Annotated in this window: 24 protein-coding genes and 2 pseudogenes; 3 read left to right on the forward strand and 23 right to left on the reverse strand. The window is 33.0% G+C overall.

The annotated features are described in order from the left end of the window. Positions 1-459, forward strand: a 459-nt coding sequence (locus tag AOA56_RS13895) for a transposase (protein ID WP_156316941.1), incomplete at its 5' end; no start/stop codon positions are given. A 133-nt stretch (positions 460-592) separates the two neighbouring features. Here AOA56_RS13895 and AOA56_RS15955 read toward each other — a convergent pair. The 18 genes and pseudogenes from AOA56_RS15955 to AOA56_RS13985 form a co-directional block, all read right to left on the reverse strand. Beyond that, on the reverse strand, positions 593-784 hold the full coding sequence (locus AOA56_RS15955; RefSeq protein WP_147323278.1) for a hypothetical protein: 192 nt from the start codon (positions 782-784) through the stop codon (positions 593-595). A gap of 112 nt (positions 785-896) precedes the next feature. Continuing rightward, on the reverse strand, positions 897-1,937 hold the full coding sequence (locus tag AOA56_RS13900; protein WP_024734112.1) for a nucleotidyltransferase family protein: 1,041 nt from the start codon (positions 1,935-1,937) through the stop codon (positions 897-899). A 238-nt stretch (positions 1,938-2,175) separates the two neighbouring features. Further along, entirely contained in the window at positions 2,176-3,090 is a 915-nt protein-coding gene (locus AOA56_RS13905) for a phosphotransferase (protein WP_024734111.1), read from the reverse strand. 24 nt (positions 3,091-3,114) lie between these two features. Further along, positions 3,115-4,044 carry a radical SAM protein gene (locus tag AOA56_RS13910; RefSeq protein ID WP_024734110.1) on the reverse strand — a complete coding sequence of 310 codons (930 nt, stop codon included), beginning with the start codon at positions 4,042-4,044 and terminating at the stop codon, positions 3,115-3,117. A gap of 20 nt (positions 4,045-4,064) precedes the next feature. Next, the gene (locus AOA56_RS13915) at positions 4,065-5,024 is read right to left on the reverse strand and encodes a hypothetical protein (RefSeq protein WP_053769916.1); all 960 of its coding nucleotides are present in this window, start codon (positions 5,022-5,024) and stop codon (positions 4,065-4,067) included. Next, positions 5,017-5,859: a PHP domain-containing protein gene (locus AOA56_RS13920; protein ID WP_051411968.1), complete on the reverse strand. Its 843-nt coding sequence runs from the start codon at positions 5,857-5,859 to the stop codon at positions 5,017-5,019. The genes AOA56_RS13915 and AOA56_RS13920 overlap by 8 nt, the downstream gene beginning before the upstream one ends. Positions 5,860-6,292: 433 nt before the next feature. Beyond that, positions 6,293-7,490, reverse strand: a pseudogene (locus AOA56_RS13925) (IS256 family transposase). Between the two features lie 364 nt (positions 7,491-7,854). Continuing rightward, a complete protein-coding gene (locus AOA56_RS13930) occupies positions 7,855-9,780 on the reverse strand; it encodes a carbamoyltransferase C-terminal domain-containing protein (RefSeq protein WP_053769917.1) in 1,926 nt (641 codons plus the stop codon). Between the two features lie 34 nt (positions 9,781-9,814). Then, positions 9,815-10,939 carry an HD domain-containing protein gene (locus AOA56_RS13935; RefSeq protein WP_053769918.1) on the reverse strand — a complete coding sequence of 375 codons (1,125 nt, stop codon included), beginning with the start codon at positions 10,937-10,939 and terminating at the stop codon, positions 9,815-9,817. Between the two features lie 21 nt (positions 10,940-10,960). Next, a complete protein-coding gene (locus AOA56_RS13940) occupies positions 10,961-11,686 on the reverse strand; it encodes a Dph6-related ATP pyrophosphatase (protein ID WP_053769919.1) in 726 nt (241 codons plus the stop codon). 17 nt (positions 11,687-11,703) lie between these two features. Next, a complete protein-coding gene (locus tag AOA56_RS13945) occupies positions 11,704-11,967 on the reverse strand; it encodes a phosphopantetheine-binding protein (RefSeq protein WP_024734104.1) in 264 nt (87 codons plus the stop codon). A gap of 621 nt (positions 11,968-12,588) precedes the next feature. Continuing rightward, positions 12,589-13,901 (reverse strand): annotated as a pseudogene (locus AOA56_RS16745) (IS110 family RNA-guided transposase). Positions 13,902-14,202: 301 nt separating this feature from the next. Beyond that, positions 14,203-14,760 carry a GrpB family protein gene (locus AOA56_RS13960; protein WP_053769920.1) on the reverse strand — a complete coding sequence of 186 codons (558 nt, stop codon included), beginning with the start codon at positions 14,758-14,760 and terminating at the stop codon, positions 14,203-14,205. An 8-nt stretch (positions 14,761-14,768) separates the two neighbouring features. Further along, a complete protein-coding gene (locus AOA56_RS13965) occupies positions 14,769-15,536 on the reverse strand; it encodes a class I SAM-dependent methyltransferase (protein ID WP_053769921.1) in 768 nt (255 codons plus the stop codon). Between the two features lie 67 nt (positions 15,537-15,603). Beyond that, positions 15,604-16,335: an MBL fold metallo-hydrolase gene (locus AOA56_RS13970; protein WP_024734102.1), complete on the reverse strand. Its 732-nt coding sequence runs from the start codon at positions 16,333-16,335 to the stop codon at positions 15,604-15,606. A gap of 45 nt (positions 16,336-16,380) precedes the next feature. Then, on the reverse strand, positions 16,381-17,157 hold the full coding sequence (locus AOA56_RS13975; protein ID WP_024734101.1) for an ABC transporter permease: 777 nt from the start codon (positions 17,155-17,157) through the stop codon (positions 16,381-16,383). Between the two features lie 2 nt (positions 17,158-17,159). After that, positions 17,160-17,960: an ABC transporter permease gene (locus tag AOA56_RS13980; RefSeq protein ID WP_053769922.1), complete on the reverse strand. Its 801-nt coding sequence runs from the start codon at positions 17,958-17,960 to the stop codon at positions 17,160-17,162. Then, complete coding sequence (locus tag AOA56_RS13985; RefSeq protein WP_024734100.1) at positions 17,957-18,931, reverse strand: ABC transporter ATP-binding protein; 975 nt, start codon at positions 18,929-18,931, stop codon at positions 17,957-17,959. Before AOA56_RS13985 ends, AOA56_RS13980 begins: the two co-directional genes overlap by 4 nt. A gap of 474 nt (positions 18,932-19,405) precedes the next feature. Between AOA56_RS13985 and AOA56_RS16225 the strand changes: the two genes are divergently transcribed. Then, on the forward strand, positions 19,406-19,714 hold the full coding sequence (locus AOA56_RS16225) for an IS110 family transposase (RefSeq protein ID WP_202030819.1): 309 nt from the start codon (positions 19,406-19,408) through the stop codon (positions 19,712-19,714). 55 nt (positions 19,715-19,769) lie between these two features. Continuing rightward, positions 19,770-20,420, forward strand: coding sequence for a transposase (locus tag AOA56_RS16230; protein WP_202030820.1), 651 nt, complete (start codon positions 19,770-19,772; stop codon positions 20,418-20,420). Positions 20,421-20,956: 536 nt separating this feature from the next. Here the strand turns inward: AOA56_RS16230 and AOA56_RS13995 are convergent. The 5 genes from AOA56_RS13995 to AOA56_RS14015 all read right to left on the reverse strand — a co-directional run bounded on the left by AOA56_RS13995 (position 20,957) and on the right by AOA56_RS14015 (position 25,837). Next, a complete protein-coding gene (locus tag AOA56_RS13995) occupies positions 20,957-21,517 on the reverse strand; it encodes a nucleoside/nucleotide kinase family protein (RefSeq protein ID WP_024734099.1) in 561 nt (186 codons plus the stop codon). A gap of 418 nt (positions 21,518-21,935) precedes the next feature. Further along, positions 21,936-23,141, reverse strand: a complete 1,206-nt coding sequence (locus AOA56_RS14000) for an HAD-IIIC family phosphatase (protein WP_024734098.1) — start codon at positions 23,139-23,141, stop codon at positions 21,936-21,938. Positions 23,142-23,175: 34 nt separating this feature from the next. After that, positions 23,176-24,273: a PHP domain-containing protein gene (locus AOA56_RS14005; RefSeq protein WP_053769923.1), complete on the reverse strand. Its 1,098-nt coding sequence runs from the start codon at positions 24,271-24,273 to the stop codon at positions 23,176-23,178. Positions 24,274-24,286: 13 nt separating this feature from the next. Further along, complete coding sequence (locus AOA56_RS14010) at positions 24,287-25,375, reverse strand: radical SAM protein (protein WP_024734095.1); 1,089 nt, start codon at positions 25,373-25,375, stop codon at positions 24,287-24,289. Between the two features lie 3 nt (positions 25,376-25,378). After that, entirely contained in the window at positions 25,379-25,837 is a 459-nt protein-coding gene (locus AOA56_RS14015; RefSeq protein ID WP_024734094.1) for a hypothetical protein, read from the reverse strand. Between the last annotated feature and the right edge of the window lie 7 nt (positions 25,838-25,844).

Raw genomic sequence — 25,844 nt, forward strand, 5'->3', positions numbered from 1 at the left:
GTCAAACAGATCCACTTAATCAAAACGTTTAAAGGGGCTGGTTTTTTATCTGCCGTATCCCTTATGGGAGAGATTGGTGATTTTTCTGCTTTTTCAAAGTCAAAACAGCTTTTTGCTTACTTTGGTCTGGATCCGGCAGTAAAACAATCCGGCAAATTTGAAGGCAGCAAAATTCAAATGTCGAAAAGAGGTTCTGCTGTCGCCCGACGAGTTATTCATACACTTACTTTACAAAGCATCGGTACATCCCACACAGGAGAGGCTAAAAATCCTGTACTCCGTGATTACTATCGCAAAAAATGTGAATCAAAGCCAAAGCTTGTTGCAATGGGTGCTGTTTCTCACAAGGTATGCAACATGATATTTGCAATACTAAGAGATAACAAACCTTTTGAAATCATTACTCCACAGGAGCATATCCAACAATACAATGCTGCTAAATACGACATAGCTGCATAAAATACTGTAAATCCAACAAAACAATATCTTTTGAAAAAATGATATTTACACCAAGGGATAAGTGCGCCCTTTTTTAAGAGAAAAATACTTTTCATTTAGCTATTGACATTTATTAGCTGGACTTTTTATATCTTTAATTAGGTAATTTTTTAACATGGAAAAATCCCCCCAGATCTTTCTGTGATGCACAATTTTCCAGTACTTTTCTGTCCCACTCTGCTGATATTCTTTGAAAAACCCGGATAGCATTTATTAGCCAACGTCTCCTTCTACACGATCCACGACATGCTATCTTTGCTTTGCTAATTTTCTTTTTCTTAAACATAAGATCCTCCAAGTAGATTTTTATATTTTCGTCTCCTATTTGAGGATATCATATCACTTATTCACTTTTGTTTCATTTTTATATCTGAATCAACACATTACTTTAATCACCTTTAAAATGAATGCATCATTAATGTATTAGTCTCTATTTTTTTTAGATCCTCTGCTGATAATACTTCACACAAACTTTTATGTAATTCAGTTGAAACTATGCGTTTTTCAAATGGGATTCTCCATTGTTGTCTTTCTAACTCATTTAGGCCAAATGATTGAAACAGATATTGAGCATAATCATTTGATAAGATTTTTAAAAATGGAATCAAATAATCATCATCAAATAAACAAAAAGCATACGCAATGCAATTATAAACATAAGCTCCGACATTGTATTTCTGCGTCACATCAAAAAGTTTTTTAGGTGTAATGTCTATATGATTCATTAAGTAATAATATATATCACTTAAATGTTTAACTTGAAATCCTCGAGTATATAATAAATAGATCGAATTCAAATCTTTATAATGGTGCAAACAAAGTACAATAAACTCATAAATAGGACACAACTTCTTTATAGGATTGCCCAGAATTTTTTCCTTTATTATTCCATCCTTAAACCTATCTATCCCCATATTTATGTCGCTTTCTCCCCACATAATATTAAAATTTATATCTATTTCAACAGCCTTATTAAATAAACCGAATTCCTGACGACAAAAAGGTGCTAGTTGATGTGTCAAGGTTGAATGAAAGATAATTTCCTGTCTCGATAACGCTTTTACAATACCTCCGTTTATATACCCTTGTATAAATCCCAAAGACTTCAAGCGAATTTTAAATTCACTAATATCTTTTGGTGAGACAAATAAATCCACATCACCACTTTTACGATATGCTATATTTCCATATGCACTTTGAGACAAAACAGCACCTTTAATCACAGCATAATCCATATCTTTAATAACCTCAAAAACGTCTTGTATAAGTTTATAGCGTTCACGTATTACCAAACTATTCGCTCGAAGATCCCGCTTTGCATATAGAGCAAATTCATTCTGAAGTTTTAAATCTAATAATGCATAAAAGCATTCATTCTCATACAAATATTTAGCAGGAGATACTCCTGCATTAGTTAGAAACTCATATAATCGATTCATACAATCATCACCTTAACCTAATATAAAAAAAATAATATGATTAACTACCGTAGTCCCAAATCAAAACTAAAGGTATTTTGAATTAAAGCCGTTTATTGTGCAAATGCATTTCGAATTGAAATATATCTTTTACATCTAGCACGTCACCTATTAATTTACGATTCTCCCCCATTCATATTGAAATCAGAAGACTATATAGCCAAATAATTTTATTTTTGACTAAAAACAAAACTCATCATTACAAATTTTCAATAATACTTATTTGCTGAATAATCCATCCTTTAAAGAAAAACCGTCGAACAAACCCTCGAATTCTTCTCTTCATCATATCATCTTTTGTGCTTATAAAATGGAATAAATGATCTTTTAAATAATAAAAATAATTATAATAACAATAAAATGCCAATCTTTCTTTTTTTATAGAATATTTTATATCCGAATTAAATAATGCAGAATTAAATAATGCTATATCAGAAATATCCTTTACAAACATCCATGCATCTCGCTCTGGACCAGCTAGTTTTGGCGTATCCCAATCGATAATATATAGCTTTCCATTATTCTTTATAATATTACTTCCACTATCTCCATGAGTAATAAATAAATTTGTTAGATCTTTTCTGCAAAAATCTGCCCATTCAAAAAGGCGGTAAGCATAGTCTAAAATTAAATCTTTATGTTCATCCAGTTCTTCTAACCGTTTCATATTTTCAATTACATAATTTACACAATCCGTACTAAAATCCTCTTGTGCTATTTTAATATTTAATGGTGGAATAAGATAAATTTGGGCTAACATTTCAAAAAGTGACTCTTTTCGATATGATTTTGAGAGTTCTCCATCAATAAAATCAAACACTGCTAATACTCCACCATCAAAAAAAATATAATTCTCTCCCGTTCTATTTTTTATAACACTACTAACAAAACTAATTCCTTGCTCTTTTAGATAAGAAAGAACATTTAAATTCTCTGCAAATATCTTTTGGTGATCCGACGAATAATCAATCTTCACAAAATATCTTAAGTGGTTAGCATATAAAATCCATGTTTCTCCATAAACTCCTCGGTTAGCTGGAGCTATTTTGTATATATGCAAACCATATTCTTGCTGAACTGCATTGCAAATTTTTATTTTATAAAATTCATCCATATGTCTAGATTCATACACGCTATATCACATCCGCTCACATGTAAAAGATTCGTCTACATAGCAATTTATTTTTCTCTTTTTAGCTTTATGTAATAAATAAATTGCAGCATTTTGCATTTGACTATTTGCCACCGTAATATTCCAATCATATACAATCCTAATATTATGTATATTAGCCTTAACGCAAAAATCAATAAAGCCATTTAAATCATCCATACTAGTATTTCCATGTGTCAAAATGTATTTTAATATAACATTCCCATTATTTTTTGCATAGCAACAAAGATTTTCACACACAGTCTCAAACAAATCTGCACCTTTAATTTTCCTGTAGGTTTCTTTTGTTCCGCTGTCTATACTTACAAGCATACTATTCTGAGGTTTACATATCAACTGATGCATGGATTCAAAATATTTTGTTGCATTAGTAAAAAAAGATACCTTGTTTCCTTCAAAAAATTGTATCAATTCTTGCGCTTTGGGATGGATGCCAAGCTCACCGCAAGCATAAATAAACTGTGTTTGTTTAGATATAAATTTGCTTTGTAATACCTTGGAAATGAGCTTATAAATATCGTAATTAGTTTTGTAATTATAGTCTTTAGAATTTTGAAAACAGTATGAACATTTCAAGTTACAAGGATAATCAGTCGAAAAATTTACCAACTTAAAAGTAGCGCTTTTTTCCCAATAATCTTTGCGTAAATATTTACACCCTTTACAAATTATCGGTTTATTCGAATTAATATCTCTCACAATTTGCTCCTTATACTGACGAAATTCTGATAACAAATCATCCAAATTGTCAAGATTTATATCATCAATTGCAATTCCCGGAAGCAAAGAATTAGATCTTCTTATTTCATCTCCACAACATACACGAATACGATCTGTAAAAAACACAACATTATATTCCAAATGTTCACAGCTCAGATAATATTGGCTAGTATTCATTATCAATTCCCCCTTTGTTATTATATTTTAAGCCCCAAAGACTCACAGTTGTTAAGTGTTATCTGTATCTTTCTTAAAATCGGCTTCAAATCATATTGCCTCTTAAAGATCTTTAATCGCATAAAATTAATTAATCCTCTAAGTTCTTTTAATATTAGCTTGCTTTCTAAGTATAAATTTTCGTCATCTTTTTGCAGTAAAGCAGTTATCATAATAAAATATGGTATTATCTTAGACAATATCGTATAATAATATCCACAGAAATAATACTCTATTTTTTCATTTTTATTTTGTATTTCAATCATTTCCATCATTAATTCTTGCATAGAATACATTAAACTAAATAGCATATTCAAATTAAAAAAACATGTAGATGAATAATTGTTTAATTTATAGCCTTTATAGTCAATTGTATATAATAGTTTATTTTTATAAAGACTTTTAACAATACAGCTATTTAGCTCTTCATACTTTAAAATGATTGGTCGCGGATTTTCGGAATCAATCAGTCTAACAGACTTTTCTTTCAAATCAATTTTATCCATAAGCAAAAAATGCTTATTATGTTTTTTTTGAAAAGTTTCATTATTACTAGGAAGATAATATTCGTCAATATTACATATACAAGCTATTCCACTATTATAATTATTTATCAAATCATTTATTAAGTACTCAACGTTTTCTATAGTTTTCACTTGAGTAGATATATTAAAATTCCAAAGCAAAAATTTAAAAAAAGAACTATCTATGCTCATATCTTTCCCACAGCTATTTTTTATTTTAATTGGTTGATAGCCCCAAGGATTTTGTTTATACTTCTCATATACCTCGTCTGGATTCAATTTTTCATATCTTAAAGCACCAGATGATAAATAACATAATAATTCTTTTTCAGCTATTGTTCCCCCGATAGATTGTAGAATACTATAGAAATAACTTCCCAAACAATTAATGAACAAAACTTTTGGGCATTCAAACATCGTATTTCTCCTTTCGTAAAAATTTTATTTGTTTCAGAATATCATGAGAAATTTCTATGGTTTCATCCATATTGTATTTGTTTCCATGATAATCACTACCTCCACTTTTTATCAACGAATATTTTTGTAACATTTTATCAAGTTGTTTACGCTCAACACTAGAATGCGCTGGATGTTCTACCTCAATCCCATCTAACCCCCATTGTTTTAAATTGCATATAATAGTTTCTAACATTTCATTTGAATACCCTAATAAAATAGGATGTGCTAAAAAAGCAAGCCCACCACATTTATGAATTAATGATATACACTCTTTCGGACTTGGAAGCGCCTTCTTCCAATCATTTAAAATATCCTGAAGGGCTATATCAATATCACTTCCTTTACTTATCATGTTTTCTGAAATAAGATACATCTTCAAATTGGAGATAGTAATAGCTCCAACGACTTCCCTCAGCTTATAAGGTGAGATGTTAATACCAAACTGCCGTATTCTATAAAACGCTTTTGCGATTAAACGACAACGTACTTTTTCTAGTCTATTTAATTCTTTCTTTAGATCAATATTTTCGATATCAACATAAAGTGCTAAAATATGCATCGTGGGTACAAATTGGACAGAAAACTCAACACCAGCTATTACTTCAATATTGTGATTGCTAGCTGTAGCAATTGCAGAATTTATCCCTGCAGTGGTGTCATGATCAGTAATTGCTATTGCAGATCTCCCTTTTATAATAGCTTGCTCTACTAATTCACTTGGGAGAAGCCTCCCATCTGATGCAGTGGTATGCAAGTGTAAATCCACGTAATTATTATATCTTGTATGTGTCATACCTAACTCTCCTAATTGAATAATAATGAGATAGTCAATAGTAACTTTAAATTCATAGATATAAAATATTGTTATATGTACAGTATCACAAACCGCAAACCGTTATTCAAATCTTTACACGATTTACAATAACCTGATTGTCAATATTACATTCGGTTATCCTATTTTTGCCTATATAACGTTTCTATATAGAAGTTTCACCCCACCGTATTTTAACATATTTGTCATTTACAGTATCTAGTAGCTAATAGCATTAAATGCTAATGATTGTCTTTACTATACAAGTTACTCTAAGCCTTTGAATGTAAGGCTGTATTACTGAATTCGTATTTATATAGATACTTATCATTACGGATCTATAATGAGTAATCACAAATCGATAGTGTCAATAGTTTTTCGCAAAATCAGAACCTAGCCGTTTGGCAGCCGATAGTCAGCCGGCTATGATATCAGACAGCAGATCCTCTTCTAATTTGAAAAGATGATCCATATTCATATAGCGTCTGGCTTCCCAACTGGTTCCTGCTACATGACGCAGTCTGGGATATACGAGCATCAAGGCACTCTGCCCGTCGGGAAAAGCGCCGATTGCTTTTGTACGGCGTTTAATCTCACGGTTGAGGCGCTTAATCGCATTATTGGTCCGAATCCGGGTCCAATGCTGCGTAGGAAAATCCATATAGGGTTAAGGTTTCTTCGATTCCATCCTCCACCTTCCTGGTAGCTTTGGCAAGCTTCCTGGCTCGGAGCTTCTCCGCTGCCTGGATTGCTTTTTCACGGGCAGCTTTCTTGCTTTCTTGCGCATGGATCGCCTTGAGCATAAGAGCTACCGTTTTCATCTTGTTCCGGGGTGTAACAGAAAATATATTTCTGTAAAAATGAACAGTACAGCGCTGATATCTGGCCTCCGGAAAGACTTCCGGAATGGTCTCCAGCATACCGAGATTTTTATCACCGATGGTCAGACGTACGCCAGTAAGCCCTCGTTCTTTCAGCCATACAAAGAAAGAACGCCAGCTCTCACGATCCTCTTTCATGCCTTCCGCAGCGCCAAGGATCTCCCGACAGCCATCTTGGCTGACGCCAATGGCAACGGGAACAGAAACGTTCTGGATCTCGCCCCCCCCAGCTGCGTTTCAGGTAAACACCATCTACGTAAACATACGGATAATTCCCGGAAAGCGGATGGGTACGCCAGATCTCGATATGCTCATAAGCCTTTTTATTCAGGTTGCTGATGGTTCCGGGGGATACTTTCGTTCCCCATAAAGCCTCGGTGATATCCTCCACACGCCGGACAGATACACCGGCCAGATACATCTCGATAAGAGCCTCTTCCACGGAAGATTCCCTGCGGCGATATCTTTCGATGATGGCTGTCTCGAAAGGGACCCCTTTCAGTTTAGGAGCCTTCCGTTCGACTTCCCCTGCGGTAGTATGGAGATTTCGCTTGTAATGGCCGGAGCGGTATCCCTGGCGGTCAGAGGAGCGCTCATATTTTCAGCGTTGACTAATTCATCGGCTTCCTTATCGAGCAGGGCATTTAAGGTTTCTTCCACACTGCTGCGGACAAGATCCTTTAAATCGTGCTTTATTAAATCTTCATTTAGCTGTATAATCTTATCAGACATGGTTCTATAGCCTCCTTTGATGGGTTTTGTTGTGGTGACTTAATTCTACCAAACGACTATAGACCATGTCTATTTTTATGAAATTGATTTTGCGAAATTAATTATACGTCATCCAGAAATCTGAGTATAATACAAGAGATTCAGACATATAGTTATTTACAACTGGCTTAGCCTTAAAAATCCCTACTAATTTGCTCAGTTACACTTTAATTCTGGAGAATTGAATGAATTATATCCTTTCTTTTTATCTGTATTATTAGATATATTCAGCTAAGAAATGTCTTTTATTTCCTAAAGCCAAATCCTTTGAAGCTATAAATTTAATAATATTACACAGCATTATCAATCTCTTAGTATAGCAATCTTATACTTCAAAAAATTTTAAATCACCACTAACTCTTTTCAGCTTTCTAACAATATTGCGCACTGTCATTGCCTCTGTATAATTTTTTATATCGTAGACCGATAATGATGGACTATACATATAAATAAGCAATTCTGTTTTTGAAAGACCGTGTGGATTAATTTGTTTGATAATTTTCTTATATTCTTTTACATGGGATATGAATAAATTATTAAATCTTATCAGGGGACTCTTTTCCCCATAATCTTTATGATTACATAATTCAATTCTATACCCATATGCATAAACTATTTTTATTTTTTTTCGTAATGCAAAATTTAAAGCTTGCGCAATGGTATTAACGATAGGTTCTCCTTTATCATTTAAAGAAGTATTACTAATTATCGGAATTCCAGTTAACTCATAAAAATCAGAAACTACTTTCCAAAGCTTATTATCTAAATTGTAATCAATGGTCTGTACTCGCGCCGTGCCATCAAGATGGAGTATTCCCAAAACATGATCAGATAAAGTACTATCCACACAAAAATTATTCAACATATACGGCGAAGAAAAACCATTTTCAAACCATTCTTTTACATACTTTTCTAAAATAATCGGAGCTACTGGTCGCCACCATTCTCTTTGCTTATATAAATTAAGTAAATTTTTATGTTCCATATTCATTGGGTTTGCTAATATACTTCTATGGCCCAAGGCCCTAGGTCCAATTTCCGCATTCCCATCTATCCATACAACAGGTGATTTTTGGATATCATTGGATGCTTGGGATATGCCCCTAGTTACATCTGCTATAAAGTATCTAAAGTCATCAATTGTGCCAAAAAGATTTTCTTTATCGTTATAACCATAGTAAGCACTACTTAACTTAAAATTAAACTGTTTACAATTTTTAAAGAAGTAATACAACCCCATTCCCAAGCTAAGTCCACTATCATTTATACATGGCACACATAACTGTCCTTTGAAATGATATTTTTCCATTATTTTAGAATTTGTTGGACAATTTAGAGCGTAACCACCCGATAACGCAACCATAATATCAGAAGAAATAAGCGAATAATCTAATAATATTTTGTCAATTTGCGTAAATACATTTTTTATCGATAACTCTTGAATTACCTTAACAATCATACTAATTTTAGTTTCTACTTCTGAAAACTTCGTATCATTTTCTTTAACAAATAGTACTCCTTCATCCGAATCGCTATATCCCATGATTCGATCAATTATTTTGTTTATTTCATCAATAAATATCGTCCTATCTGATGCTTTATAATAATTTGAAAGTGGCTTAAATGTTTCCAAGCTTTTTGCCTTTGTAGCATACGCTAATGCCATTAAGGTTCCTTCTGGCATATCAAAATAATCACTCAAATATAACCAATAACCGCCGGGAGATGAAATAGGAAAGTATTTTATCTCTCCCTTGTATGATAACGCACCACAAAAATAATATTTTCCATCAATTTTTTTATCAATAAGAGCATCAGGTCCTCCATCAAATGAAAGCGAAAGAATTATGTTGTTATAAAACTTTTCGGTATCCATACACAAACTTGAAAATAAGTGACAGATTGAATGATATGAAATATCTTTAATATCATTTATACTTGTATACGATATATCTGTATCTGCTGTCAGTCCCGGTAAACCATATATTCCAACAAAATCATTTATAGATAAAGAATATGGTTCTAATAATGTATTAATAAATATCTCTGCATCTTCTTTACTATAAAAAGCTATATTATGATGTTTAAAACCACTATATCTTTCAAATTCATGATGACAGATCAATGTAATATCCATATCATTCTTGTAAAAAACCGAAAGACAATGGTCATGTCTTCTAGACTTTCCTAAAACATTTAATACCGGATCTATTTCTGAGTAAACAAATAAGTAATAACCATTTAGAATCATAATGCATTTTCCTTTTTTATTATATAAACACTTATTATATTTTTTCGCGAAATATCGTAAGTAACTGATATGCGAAAGAAACATATTTTCTTGAGTCTTCCAGAGCTAAATAATCTAAATTGATATGACCAAATCTACAACGATCAAGGGTATCTGCATCTTTTAAAATATGTAATACTTTCATTGCTTCAATACGCTCTGAATCACCCAAACTATATTTTTTTATATTCTCTACTGCTTTCTGATCATCAAATGGATGATTTTCAATAACAAATCTCATAATTTCTTGCAGTTTAAATGGAAATTTTTGAAGAACAATGCCAAATTTTCGTATTTCTTCATAGCTCCTATATCCATGAAAATCATCAATTTGATCATTATTACGTCCAATATCATGATATAAGGCACTGCATTGAAGAATACTCTTCAATTGAATATCTAGCTTCTGATCTTCGGCCAATTTATCAGCCAATACAAATACTCGTAATGCATGCATCACACCGTGCACAGAATTAGCGTCGAAAAACAATCTCGATGGTAACATCCGTATATAGGGAAAATATTTCATATATACCATCTGTTTTGTTGCTTCTGACATCCTCTGAGAAACATTAAAATCTTTAACATATAGATTATTTTTATTATTATAAAAATGCTGAATAGTACTTTCTTCCCATATTTGCATTTCCAACCATGTACCTTCGTTATGATCATATGGAAATTTGTTGATTGCCCATTCTGCTTCTTCCCATGTTAATAGTTTGCGTCTAGTTGGATGATTGTCTTTTCTCGTTAGAGCTCTAGGAGATTGTCCATATGTAAAGCTTACACAATTTTTAGGGAAAGCACTCATCGGTATACGAATACATTGAGGCTCCTGAAAACGCACATGTAATTGATTATCCGCTGGAAGTTCATCATATACAGCAGCATAGTAAGGGATTTTAATTTGGGGTTGCCCCCCCTTTTTTACAAATTGCCTATATAACCAATTTTCGATAATTACACGGTTATCATATATCTCTTGTATATTTGTTATTCCTGCCCGTTTCCCAATTTCATCCACTTCCTTTTTGGTGTACTTTCTTATTGTAACTAATGGTCCTTCTTTTTTTTCGAAAAAACGATAGCCAAAAAGATTCTCTAGTTTATATGTCATAATAGGATATCCTTTCAAAACTTAAATCAGCTTAAGTGTGTTATCTGATAAACTATGTATACTTAAATTTATACTCGTATTTTCAGTTGTATTAATGCTATACTTTAAAGGATTTTTAAATATTTTTCCATCAACAACTGTTGTATGAAATTCGCCATTTTCTCCAAATGGATCAATATCCAATTTCATAAATTCTTGATATACTTCCTGATTAAATGCAACTCCTAACCATTTCGAATCTAATTTCTCAATGTTAATTCTTGAAATTATACTTATAATTTCATGTTTATTAATATTCCGCATTAAATCAGCGTAATTCCTTTCCCAAAGAGGATACCTGGGAATTAATCCTGCTTTTTTACATAAAATTGACTGCAGCTTCACAGAATCCATCAAATAAATATCACCAAAAACAATACTTTTAATTCCTTGTGATGCAAAATCTTCATATATTTTAAGTAGCTCTAACCGATGTTCTTTCGGGGAAAAAGATGTGATTGTAAGCGGTAAGTCTAAGTTTAAAGCTTGCTGCTTAACTATAGAAATTGACTGTTCATGAAAAGTGGACGTACTTGTAAGTTTATTACTCCAATGAATTAATCCTTTAGCATTCCCTTTTTCACTAGCCAATGATAACGCTAAGACACTATCCTTCCCCCCACTAAAAGAACAAATAAATGGTTCCCCAAGAGGCATATCTAAAAAGCTATGACTCGGATCAACTATCAAACTATTCTCTCTTTTCATATTTAAATACCTCAACTTTATTGAGAAGCTTCTTCCGATAAATATCTTGTAACTAAATTAGCAATTTTTTCTACTGTATCCATATTATTTAGTTCAAAATCATCATCATCTATTTCTATCTCAAATTCGCTTTCAATTTCAACAATAAAAGTTACAAATTCAATTGAACTAAGTCTTTCCCCAAACTCTTCTGTATAAGTTGTCGGTATTAAACCATTATTATAATCTAAAATTTGTTTTAAAATTCCCATTACCTTTTCACAAATATCATTCTTTGACATACTTTTACAATCCTTTCTTGAATTATTATGCTATATTTTATCTTAGTTTTTCTTTGCCATTCAAAATTTATCTTTTAATTCTCAGGAACTATTATTCTTTTTATACTCTTTAAGCATGTTATTTTTCCATCTTTTTCCATATCATATTCACTAATTTTCACATTTAATCATTCAAAACCATCTCCTCATATAATCAAGTATTTTTTGTTGAAACCACGGGCTTTTCAGCCCTATAAATCTCAGAGAATAAGCCGGAGTTATGAGCATTTCGATGTATCAGGTACTGAAATAGCGGATAAAGGGTACACAAAATAGAACGTCTTTGATTTTCGCTTTACTGGCCTTGTGTATACCCGCCCCTCTATGGCAGCTAACCTCCTATATCCACCAGGATCATCTCTGTCTCCAGAGGTCCTAACTTCCTTCGTCCTGCCTGCCCATAGCCAGGGTGTCAGCTATGCTCCTTTGCTGGGTCTTTGCCCTATGGTGGTCATTCCTGACGACTACTGGCTCATTCTTTGTATCATTGATTACTGACTCGCTTCCTGTATCAGCACTGTGATCAGTGGACGTTATCTGTTACATTCTGCTTTGTTCCGTGACTGCCTTCATGGCAATCTCCTATATGGTTATCTGTTTCGTTTTGGCTGCCTGCAAATAAACTGCCGGTCTTTTGATATCACTGATCATCTTTTGGGGATCATAGTCCACACCTTTCGTCAGCATTGCAAAAAAGACTCGGAGCAACTTGGCTGCTACAGCCATGAGTGACTGCATCTTCTTTAATGGATTCAGCTTTCTGGTCGTGTAGTAGTGATGCAATTCACCGAATTCCTTATTCTTTGCCACAAGCGACATTGCAACCTCAAAGAGCAAATATCTAAGTCTCTTACGACCTCGTCTGCTTATTGTTGTCTCGCCCTTATGCTTACCGGAACTATTTTCTACCAGTGCCAACCCTGCAAGTTTCTGTAGTTCTTTCGGGTTATTGAAGCGGCTGATGTCTCCAACTTCTGCAAGGAATCCAGATACTGTTCTGATTCCTACACCCTTGATTTCCAAAAGCTTTTCCGCCATCGGAATCTGTTTTATCAGCTCTTCGATCAGAGCCATTACCTACTGCAGACGTGTATTTCTGGATTCATAATCCTCCAGAAGCATTCGGAGCTCCATTCTTGCCGATACCTCTCCTTCGTTACTTCCAACGCTGTGCTCTGCAGCCTCTACCAGGGTCTTTGCCCGCGCTTTTCCAACTGCACGAATCTTTGCATCCCGCCAGATCTGGTTCACTCCCTCGACACCTAACGTCAGGATGTCTTTCGGAAGTGGAGCCTTCTTGAGAATCAGCATTCCGCTTTTGGCATCTGGTTTTCCGTATACCGTCTTATATTCAGGAAAATATATGTTGAACCAACGACTGATCCGATTGTGAATTCTTGTAAGTTCCCCTTGTAACTAAAATCTCATGTTCGATGCTGTTCTAAGATCAGCATAAACACCGTCAGGCAGATATGGGATCATATAGCGTCCCTCCCGAACCAGTCCTGCAATAACTTTAGGATCCTTACGATCGTTCTTCGTCGGATGATTATCGTCGAGTTCTTTTGATTTTTTTACATGGTGAGGATTCACAAGCACCGGTTTCATCTCGTTATCCTGAAGAAACTTGCCGAGATTGAACCAATAGTGACCGGTAGGTTCCATTCCCGGAACCACCTTATCCTTGCCATGTTTTTCTTTGATGTCCAGGATCCACGCTTTCAATGTCACAAATCCAGCTTCTTTATTACTAAATTTAAAAGGTTTCTTTGAATACTCGATACCTCTATAATCAAAAGCTCTGGCATAGTGTGCTTCACTTCCGACATCGATCCCGAGTACCAAAGTTGTTTCTGTAATCGCTTCAATTTTTCGTTCTGTGTGTTAAACTTCATTATAGATACCTCTCTGTTCAATAAGATTTTACCAACTCGCCAAGTCAGTAGTCTTATTGTACTCTGAGGTATTTTCATTTTTCAACGTCCACACTTTAAACTATACAGGAAGCTCCTTTATGTGATATTGCCTAAAATAAGCTGATCTACTTTCACCTCTGCATCACATACATAATATATAGAAATAATCTTTAAAACTATACACATTCTGTTAATTTTTCTATGTTAGCCCTCCTCACCAGCAAAGCTTGCTTCCATTATTTATCTCTCACTCGTTCATTGTTACATATTAACAATATTTTTATTTAATATACTGAATGTTTCTTATTTCGCCAAGACAAGATTGAATAAAGTCAGCTTTGCCGCTAGTATATTGTTTTCTATCATCAGAAAATCTTGCTGCTAAATCCTTTTTTAATCGATTGTATTCCGACAGCGCTTTTAAATTCTTTTGCAAGTACTCCTTAAAAAGCAAATGATTCTCCCACGATTCACCTTGATATATTTCTACATGGATATGTAAAAAGCATTTACCCTGCTTCTTTTTTATGAATAATAATCGATCATTGTCACCATGTTCACTCAAATGATGGTACCCTCCATTTATCATTATCGCAGGAATTTTTTTTAGAATATTCAAATCATGGACTCCGACGGCTATATCAATAATTGGTTTTGCAACCATCCCCTTAACAGAAGTACTTCCCACATGTTCAATCGCAATGCACATATTCCCTAATAACTTTAAAATTATATTTTTTTCATATTCATAGACCACTTTACATTCTTCATATACATCTTGAAGTAGCACTTGATTATCTGGCACTCCCAAATTATTAAATATACCTGATCTACACATTAAATCAATTACCTCCTTCCTAAATACAAGTCCAGTGTATCGTAGATATTGATTTTCCCACCAATCTTATCCAGTTCTTCTTTCATTGCATTCTCAAATTCTACCTGTCTATTTACAGGCAGCTTTCTATGATCTGAATATGTTTTAATTAAAGAAATATACTCATCAGAGGTAAGAGTACGAACCCTATGGTACAATTTTGTTTGAACATCAAAAAAACCATATTTTACTAATTCTTCGCAACGTTGTGAACAATCAGCTTCTGAAAACTCTATTGGCGGTTTTGATTCAGGCCGGTATTTTTCATAAACCTTTTGATTTACTAAATTACTGACGTCTGTTGTCCTATTAGGGAAGGGATGATTCCAAAATAATGCAGCTGTACCACCTGGCTTTAATAATGCCATAATTTTTTTATAAGCCAGATCTTTTGGGAGCCAATGGAATGCTGTAGCGCAAATAATTAAATCAAATCGACTATGATTAAAATCATATTTAACAAAATCATCACATATAGCGTGAAAATTATTAAAGCTATGATATTTCTCAGCCACATAATCAATTAGTTTATCTCCTATATCAATTGCAGTCACAATGCTTCCCATATTTAAAAAAGGTTTTGTAGCCTGCCCTGTACCAATCCCAATTTCTAAGACTTTACTTTGAGACCCAATTGCTGAATATAATAATATATCTTTAAAGAGTTCTTGTGGATATTGCGGGCGAGCTTTATCATATACTTCGACATTGTAATTAAAAATTTGTTTATTATTCATAAGCATCCCTCTTTTAAATTTTTTATTTTACAAATTTCAGTAATACATAACTAAGGCTAATATAATATTATCCTTTATGATAGCTAAAAACTTGGCCTACATGCGAAATACAGAAAACTTGGCTTTCAGAAGATCCAAGCTTTTTCCTTAATTTCTCGCAAACAGCATATTCGCGCCGAAAATGCATGGGTACAAAAACTTTAGGAGAGAAATTATTTATGAAGTAAATTGCCCCTTCGTCATAATTACTACCAATTTGCGGATCTACTGGAAAAAAAGCCACATCAATTTCTTCCTTCCTGAGTGGATATAAAGCTCTCTGAAAAGCTATTTTGGCCTTTCGTTGACGAATTTGATATTCTTCTATAGAATTATTTTCTTGTTGCCAATTCCAATAATTCAAATCTCCTGCATGGTATATTACAAACCCGTCTACTGTAACCAAAAAGCTAACGCCTATATCAGTACTTGGTAATGCTATAATATTCATATTGTTTATTTCTATCGCTTCTCCTGATCTCATTCTTATTACATTATCTAATTCTGGAATATCGTCCGAAAAAATATATTGAATATCAGGCCTTCTTACACGCCACCTAAGAATCATGGGATTAAAATGGTCTCTATGTGCATGACTAACAAATACAGTAACATATGGCTTACTTTTCAAAACTGTTGCATTTATCGTATTCACATCTGATACCCCTAAGCAAAAATCAAATATCATTAAATGCTTTTCTGTTTCAGCAATAAAACCACTATTGTACAAATATGTTATATATATATTATTTTTTGACATTACAAACTCCTCACCAAATACATATTAGTATATAGTCGTTTTCTATCAAGAACCTGCAGATTTATATCTATGCAATCCCATTTTAAAAAACAAATAACATGGACAGATAAAAATTAAGGATAAAAAAGGGGCACAAAAATACCATAAGGATGAACTTCTATTTGTCAAATATAAAAGCGGATAGTATTGTATCAAAGCTAATGGAATACAAAATGTTAAAATCCATAATATTTTAGATCCATAGACTGAAAATGGATAACGTCCAAACTGCCTTGTTCCATATGTAAAAATATTCAAAAAATCCAAACTTTCAATTGTGAAAAATGATGCTGTAGCCTTAATAAGAAATAGGCAAAAAAACAAAACCGCTCCGCAAATAACCATAGCAATTAATAAAATGATTTTACTAATATTCCATGCAATACCACTAAGAGGTATTGCAATACAGATCACGATTGTCCCTTGAATCAACAATCCAATACGTGTTAAATCAATATTAGGAATAATAATCTGCATTATTACATTCCTAGGCCTTATAAGCATACGATCAAAATTCCCTGAATTAACTATATAGGAAAAGGTCGCTAATCCTCCCCCCAATGCTTCCCCAACTGAGAAAGCCATCATAATAACGGAAAAGCAAAGCAGCACTTGTCCATAAGTAAATTGATCTATAGCATTCACCTGCATGAAAATAAATTGTATGCTAAAAAAAGAAGTGAATGCTGTTACAAATTGTCCCAAACTTGTCAACCAGAAAGATATTTTATATTGCATTTGACTTTTTAGATTTATAGTAAACAACTTTAAATAGAATTTCATATTTATCCCCCTTGGACAACAACTCTTGATAGAGTTCGCTTCATAAGAACTCTCCCTATCACAATTAAAACCAATAGCCATACACACTGTATTCCGATACTTTGCACGACTTCCCCACTAGTAAGTGAACCACTATAAATAAGTAATGGAGTGCTTTGCATGGAAGCAAATGGCAGTAATTCAACAATTGCTAATACGTGTTCAGGAAAATATGGTAACGGTATTATTCCTCCCGAAAAAAAAGTGGTTACAGCGGTTACAATAATCCTGATTCCTCTTGGCGATGTAGTGTAAAACATTGATATATGCATTATCAATGCCAGCGCGACAACCAAAGCAAGAGCCAAAATTGCTGATATCAAAAACAATACTAAATTCACAGAAGGTGGAAAATGTATCCGATATTTGGGTTGTACTAGTGCTGCAATAATTAATACTGGCATACAATTTAACAGCGTTGGTGAAATTCTATTTGCCATACATTGAGCAAACCAATTATTATAAAGCTTGATCGGTCGCACTAATTCATAAGCAACAGAGCCATCATTAATAGATGCTACTATTTCTCTATCACTATATACTACTTGAAACAGAACATATAATGCTTGTTGCATCCAAATATAAGAAACAGTCTCCGAAAAGGTCATTACAAATGCTGTTCCATCGGTACGGTATAGCGCATTGAATGCTAGAATTTCCATCATTCCCCATACAAATCGCGTAAGTATCGCTCCAATAACCACGGTACGATATTGTAAACCATTAAGTACACGAATATAGAATAGTGAAAAATAAACTTTCATATATCATACTCCTTATAAAGTGTAGCAACCATTTCTTCAGTGGAAATATCTGAAACTGATATATCTGTTAATCCTGTATGAGCAGCAAAAAAAGCTATAGCATCAGGAACAGACAGGATATGAGGATCTAAAAAAATACTCATTTGATTTTGTTTAATTTTCCGACATTTCATACCATTACAAATTGCAGGCGGTTTACCATCATATTTAATATCTATTTTCTTTTCTGTTGAAGTCCTTCTCTTAAGCTCATCTATGTTTCCATCAAGAAGAATTTTTCCATGTCCAATAAGTAAAACCCTTTCTGTTAATGCTTCAATATCTTGCATATCATGTGTAGTAATAATCACCGTTGTGCCACGTTCTTTGTTGATTTTTTTTACAAACTTCCGTACTGCAATTTTTGAGATTGCATCCAATCCTATGGTTGGCTCATCTAAAAAAAGGACTTTGGGATTATGCAATAAAGATGCTGCAATTTCACATCTCATTCGCTGTCCTAAGCTAAGATTTCTCGCAGGCGTTTTAAGTAATTCTCTCAAATCCAATAATGTTGAAAGTTCTTCCAAGTTCTCGTTGTAAACCTTAGATTCAATTCTATACATATCTCTAAAAAGCTCAAAACTATCAATTATTGGAACATCCCACCAAAGTTGACTACGTTGCCCAAATACTACTCCAATTTCTCTAACATATGCTATTCGTTCCTTCCAAGGATTTCTGCCGTTTACAATACAGTTTCCACTATCTGGAGTAAGAATTCCGCACATTATTTTTACTGTGGTACTTTTACCTGCACCATTAGGTCCAATATATCCAACTATTTCGCCATCAGCAACTTGAAAACTCACATTACTTAAAGCGTGTATCGTCTCATATTCTCGAGAAAACAAAGCTTTTACTGCATTACCGAAGCCCGCCTTGCGCTTGGCCACACGATAGGTTTTAGTTATATTCTGAAACTCGATCATCTATTTCCTGGTATATTGTAATTGACTCATCTAATGGTCATTTACAGATACACCTTCTCCTTTCTATCAACCTTTTAATCCGCGGTTGATTACGGTTTTGTACCTTTGTATGATGTAAATATGTGATGTGGATTTGTATCTTATTTTCCTGTGGCGTTAACTACTTGTAGGAGGTTCTCACCACTCCTTATTTATAAATAATGATTAGTTAGATGAGTCTTGAATTCGTATCTTGTACCAGGTTTTACGAAATAAGTGCTGTAGATAACACATTGCATATTTTTTACGAAAGGAATGTATTATCATGATTTTAGTCGGAATTGATATCGATAAAAACCGGCACACCTTCTCCATCATTGACAAAGAAACTGGAGAAATACTAGCTAATCCTTCGGTTTTTAATAACAGTCAAGAAGGATTCCTATTTCTTATCAGAAAACTAAGCAGTTTGACAAATCAAAGCTTCTTATCGGCATGGAAGATACCGGGCATTATCACTTTGCCTTACCCAGATATCTTCTTGACCGTCGCTATACTGTTGCTCTGATCAACCCAACAACTACTGACCTTACCAGAAAACTCCAGGGCGGCATTACCAAAAACGATCCCCTTGATTCTCTGACCATTTGTGATGTGATCGGATCTAATCCACGTAAAAAACCTTATCGCATTACAAAAGTAAACCGTTTCGACCTTTATGAACAAAAGCAGCTGACACGCCACCATCACAATCTGAAAGAGGAATTAAACGTCTACAAAAACCCGACTTCAGAAATGTATTGATATTGTATTTCCTGAATTTAACTCCTTATTCCGGTCAAAGTATGACATTGTTTACATGAATATTTTGAAAACATTTGCTTCTGCTGAAAAGATTGCAAACTCCGATATCAGAACCATCCGGAAATGTTTTGAGTACAATGGGCGTGGAAAACGAATTTCACTTTCTGCCAAACAGATTAAAGCAGCAGCCAAAGCTTCTGTCGGCATACCTTCTGTTGCTGAAGAAATTCAGATCAGACACCTTGTATGTCAGATTGAAATGATAGAAGAACAACTTTCTGAAATAGACAAAAAGATAGAAGAGTTCTCCTTGCAAAATAACTCTCCTATCCTCTCCATACCAGGAATTTCACACTTCTCTGGTACTTCTATTCTAGCGGAGTTAGGAGATATTTGCAACTATACAAAAGCATCCCAAATCATCAAATTTGCAGGTGTTGCCCCATATCACTATGAATCCAGTCAGTTTCTCGCCCAGCATACTGCAATAACCAAGAAAGGTTCCCGATATTTGAGAAAAACGCTGTATCAGATTATCTTGCCGGTTATCAATCACAACAGGGTCTTCACTTCTTATTACAAGAAAAAGTTAGCCGAAGGCAAAGGGCACAGATGTGCTCAGGGGCACTGTATTAGAAAACTTTTAAGAGTCATCTATCATCTTTTAAGTACCAGACAGGTCTTTGATCCTGCGTTACTGATATAGCTAAAATTACAACCCAGCTTATTACAGCGAACCTTCTTTGCAAGGTCTATTTGTTGTGCCACAAAATCCATAATTATTCACATATTTTTAAGGTATATACTGTTACTAACTAAAATTCAATGTTAAAAAACTACTTGATTTTTATATAGTTAGCTCCTACTACAATATTGATATTTTTACCAATTAATTATGTTATTCCATTCTTATCTTGTTACTTAACTTTTAGAATGTATGATGACAGAAAACAATACATCACTTAACAGATACTGCTCTTTACATAACCTCCAGTATATATAAATTTATCCGGAACTTATTCAGAGAATTCCATTTACATTTATATATCCTCACAATCATTCAACCCACATATTTTATTCCACAAAATTATCTCTCACCAGTATTCTATCCATAAAACTGCGTTCCCTATCCATAAATTTTTAATTCAGTTTTCTATTGATTACTATTTTTTAACCAAATTATAGCATTTTACTCATTATATAAACTTTGATTGTAAAATACAACTTACAAATCGACAATACCTATAGATGTCCTTTAAAATACGCCTTAATGATTTTCGAATAAATTTGATGTGAAATTTCATCAGGAGATAATGAAGCATCTATTTTCCAGAAGGATTTAAACTTCGTGTGATAAAAATAATGCGCTTGCTCTAAATACTCTTTTGTTTCATACGGTGATAAAGTCGAACGTCTGGCCAATCGTTCAATGCATTTATCCGGTGAGATATCCAAAAATACACTTAAGTCTGTTTTTATCAATTGACTGTATATTTCACACAATTCCTTGCTTAACTCTCCTCTTAAATAATGATAACATAATGCCGATTCATAATACCGATCAATAATAGTTAAATCAAACGACTTCTGAGACCAGGAAATTAAATCATTAGCCTTTTCGCAAAAGATATATGCGCTTAAAATACTTCTTTGTTTGACAATATCTTTAATATTTTTTGAAACAATAAATTGTTGAGCCTTTTTTTTTGCTATAAATAAATAAGGAAATGAATCTACCTTTTTAAAATGAATTACATTAACTGTTATACCGGTATTTATCATTTTTTTTTTAATTTTAAACATTGGGTAGTCTTTCCACTACCATCCAATCCAGATAAAGTAATAAAATATCCCATATAAATAATAGACATACTTCTGTTTGTCCTAAAATGCACCTCCCTACCCATATTTATTTACATCTTTTTATTTACTAATTATTCAATATTCATTTTTCTATCTTTGTTCAAAAACTTTCTTCGATCCTGATACAAGAACTTTCATTCGAAATCACATTTATCCTCTAAAGTGGTACTGGCAACAAGCAAAAAACACTTAGAGTTATGTAAATTCAACACCTTAAAAATATCACATTTTCAGTAGATAAACTGCTAAATTCAACTTATTATCTAATAAACAAAAAAGTCTACTTGAAATATATATTGCCAAAAATGCTTATCATGCGATTCTTTTGCAGACCCTTATAATAAATGCTCTCCACAAATCAAACAATATTATCAATACATTTAATCCTATTATCAGCATAAAAGGTCCCTCGCATTTCATTTTTTTCTGTCTTATTATATATTCCATAAAGCATTTTCCCTTTTACACATTTCCGAATTGTGTCTAGCAATATATATTCAAATCCACGGTCAAACACCCTGCAAGACAACATAAAATTTTTAATAATGTACTTATCACCTTTTTCTCCTACTACAGCTGCACCAACTATCCCCATATCACCATACTTGTCTTTAGCTTGAAGGATAAATACCTTATAATCGCTACCACTAAGAAAACCTAAAATCTCATTCACAGAATAATGCTCTCCAGATAAATTAAACTGGTTTGTTCTAAAAGATAATTCTGAAATTCGCTCAGCTTGAGATTCCTCTGCAAACTCACATATACATTCTGTTTGTAATGATTGATTGTATTCATCAACGGATTTATAAATTAATTTTTCTTTTTCTCGTTCTTTTTGATCATGATACATTTTGGTACGATCTATAGTACTATTATTAAAAGATTTGAATAATGATTGTAAATCGAAAAAGAACTCAGAATCGTATTCTTCAACTTTTATTGTCTTAACATCTGGCAAAAAAGCATGAACCAAACCAATTTCATAATCACTATCATCTATAAACACAAAGCTATCTAAAGATAGATTCAAGTCCCCAGCAATCTCCTTTATGCTTTCTGCTTTATTTTTTGTACCAATTTTAGCACAAACTATATCTTCTTTTTTTAGAGAAATCTTTAAATCGCGAAAAGCATTTTGTATATTTTGTGCATTATTTTTACTACATAAGCACAATAAAATGCCATGATTTCTTAATGATGTCAGCTCCTTATGGAATAGGGCAAAGGCTTCTGGAACATTTATATCTTCTTCACCTGCCACTCCGTTCCAAAGCACATTATCACAATCTAAAATTATAACTTTTCTACTATTGTCTTCAGACTTAAAATATTTGCTAAGCATCAAATACAGATCATTAAGAGTCAATAATTTCGATAGTATCAAGTCTTCATCGTTTACTTCAATACCAAATGCCATTTCCAAGTTTACAATAAACTGTACAAACCCCAAAGAATCTAAACCAAGGTCTACAAGAGAGCTATTTTCATCATATTTCTGTAATTCAGTTACTTCAATTTTCAAGGAATCAGCTAATAATTTTATTATTTTTCTTTTATTCACTTAACATACAATCCTTTCTCTGTTACTTATCAATTTATATACACTTTTTAAACAAGTCATATAATTTTTGCAATTCTCCGTACTTCATGTCATAGAATTCCATCTGTATATAATACTCATCTGTATCCGTATGTTTATCAGATCCACGCGTAGCAACAAGTGAACGCTCTTGCGCAATCTGCTTTATCTTTTGATTAGTATCAATATCACTGTGAGCATTTAATTCAAGTCCACTTATGACACCTTCTAATTGCTCCATCAAATAAAGCTTATTAGCATTAGGGTGAGCAAATACATTAACTCCCGAATTCATAAGTGATTCTATAGGTACTTGCCCAAATTCATTAATTGAAAGCGAACCAATGGGATCATATTGCGGATAATATGTATCAACAATGCCTACTGGAGCAAGAAGAGGTCTCAGTTTTCTGTAATTATCATTTATATCTTGCTGATGATACTTTTTGTAAAAACGTATCATTGCACTTTCCACATCATGTCTCCGTGAAATACATAAATCATTCTGATTAAGTTCTATTATTTTATTGTATATATCCCACACACCTATTCCATGAGGTCTTAAAATTGAAAATAAATATTCCATTAGATTTGCATAATCGGGTATGGGATTTCTGTGTGTACCTAAATAGAAACGGTATTGTTCTTCCGAACATCTAATATCATACTTTGAAAAAAAATACTGTAAACACAAATTTTTTTCTATAGATTTAAACCATATATGAATTCTATTATTAAACGCTTCTCTATTTTGTTTAAGAATACCTATAAATCCTATGTCATTTATGTCATAAAAATATTTTAATATATGGCAACGCTCACAATACTCTGGAAAAGATACGGTAAATTCAACTCCCGGAACAATAATTGGTAAAGATGAGTTGTCAAAATAATTATTTTTCATAATTTCCGAGTATGCTCTAATACTATCGTGATCAGCAATTGATACAATATCTATATGTTTTTCTTTTGCCTTTTTTAATGCTTGAAGAACTGTTTGTGTTCCATCAGATGAATATAAGGTATGTAAATGTAAGTCAACGCGATATGTGTCCCTATGTTCTAATAATTGTTTAATTCTGCTTAAAATCAATTTATTTATTTCACGTGTCACATCGATACCTTCTTTAAATCCTTATACCTGGTAATGGCTTGTTTTGATACTGAGTATAAAAAAGCCCTCTATAATTTTCCCATATGCGAGGTGTATAATTATTAGTTTTGAAACAATCTTCTATTATTTGCCTTGCTTGTAAATAATATTCAATATTTTTAGCTGCTTCCACTCTCTCCTTTTCATGATCCGAAACATAATTTTGCATTATTTGAAAAACAGGTAGACGATTAACTTTGTTTGATAAATTCTGAATACCACTTTTCATATCTTCAAGTTCATCCAACCCAACAATATATAAATAGTTTGTGCTAAAATTATATCTTAAAGCGCGCGCCAGTACCTCCTTTATTTCTTCTATACTCAAGCTCGCCTTTTCTTTACGCATACGCCTTTCTCGATTAGTAAAACATTCCACTGTTAAAGACAATGAAAATGAACGTATCTGTTCAGATAATATTCTCATCGCCTTTTCAGAACGAATTTGAGAACCAATATATCTAATTCTCTTGTTAAAACCAAACTGTTGAAACACTCGATACACTGATAGAATATGTTCTATTAAACGTTCTTCACTAGCAAAGCATCCCGTACAAATAGTTAAACGGACTAAATTCTCTAAATTAGCCATTCCATTATTCTTCATAAATTGCTCTATATATTCATATATTTTTTCGTCACTACTCATATCAAAGCCATCATCTGCGTCTAATTTGTAAGTACCACAAAATGTGCATCCAAAGCAGCGACTTCTCATATTCGAATTTAAGGTTAGCTCTGTCCGATTTCTCCTGAAATAAGTAGAATCACAAGTATCCTTTTCAATATCAAATACTATCCCAATAACTTCTGATCCCAAATATAATTTGTTATGATGAAGAGTAAAAGGAGACAAAAATGTATTTACACATACCGCGACATAAAATGCTCCTTTACAAGTTAATAGCTTCAATTTAAATCGCAACCGATTATCAGGTACTTCTGCATGAATACCATATCTATTCAGTGCAATTAATAGTACGTCTGTTACAGGTATTGCATATTTTTTTGCAAGACTACAGACCTCTTCCATTGTTAAAGCAATACTTTTATTATCTGACATCTGTTATCCCTCCAATTCTTCTAAATTTACATAACTCCCATTTCTTAATATATAAATGTCTCGCCCAGAACTAATTACACCAATACATATTACCCCATCCAAAACAGAGCCACATATTGAGCTATGTAAACGAACCCCATGTTTCAAATTTGGCTGAAATCTCTTAACTATAGGTGGCACAAAATACTGCGCAACATGTGTTAAATTTCCTTTACTATCAATCATATCAAAACCATCATGTAAATCATTATGATAATCCGAAACATCAATTAAATAATTAACGATTCTTTCATCTTTTATATTATAGTTTTTGCATTTATTATTAGGGCGCAAATCACAATGACAATTACTGTCAAAAACCCTTTCATCATATACAACAATACCTATGCCGCTAAAATTTTCCGTGCAATTATCACTTATACGTTTCAACAAACTATACATATCTAATATTATCTTATCCATTTATATT

This window comes from Sellimonas intestinalis (assembly GCF_001280875.1).
Taxonomy (GTDB): domain Bacteria; phylum Bacillota; class Clostridia; order Lachnospirales; family Lachnospiraceae; genus Sellimonas; species Sellimonas intestinalis.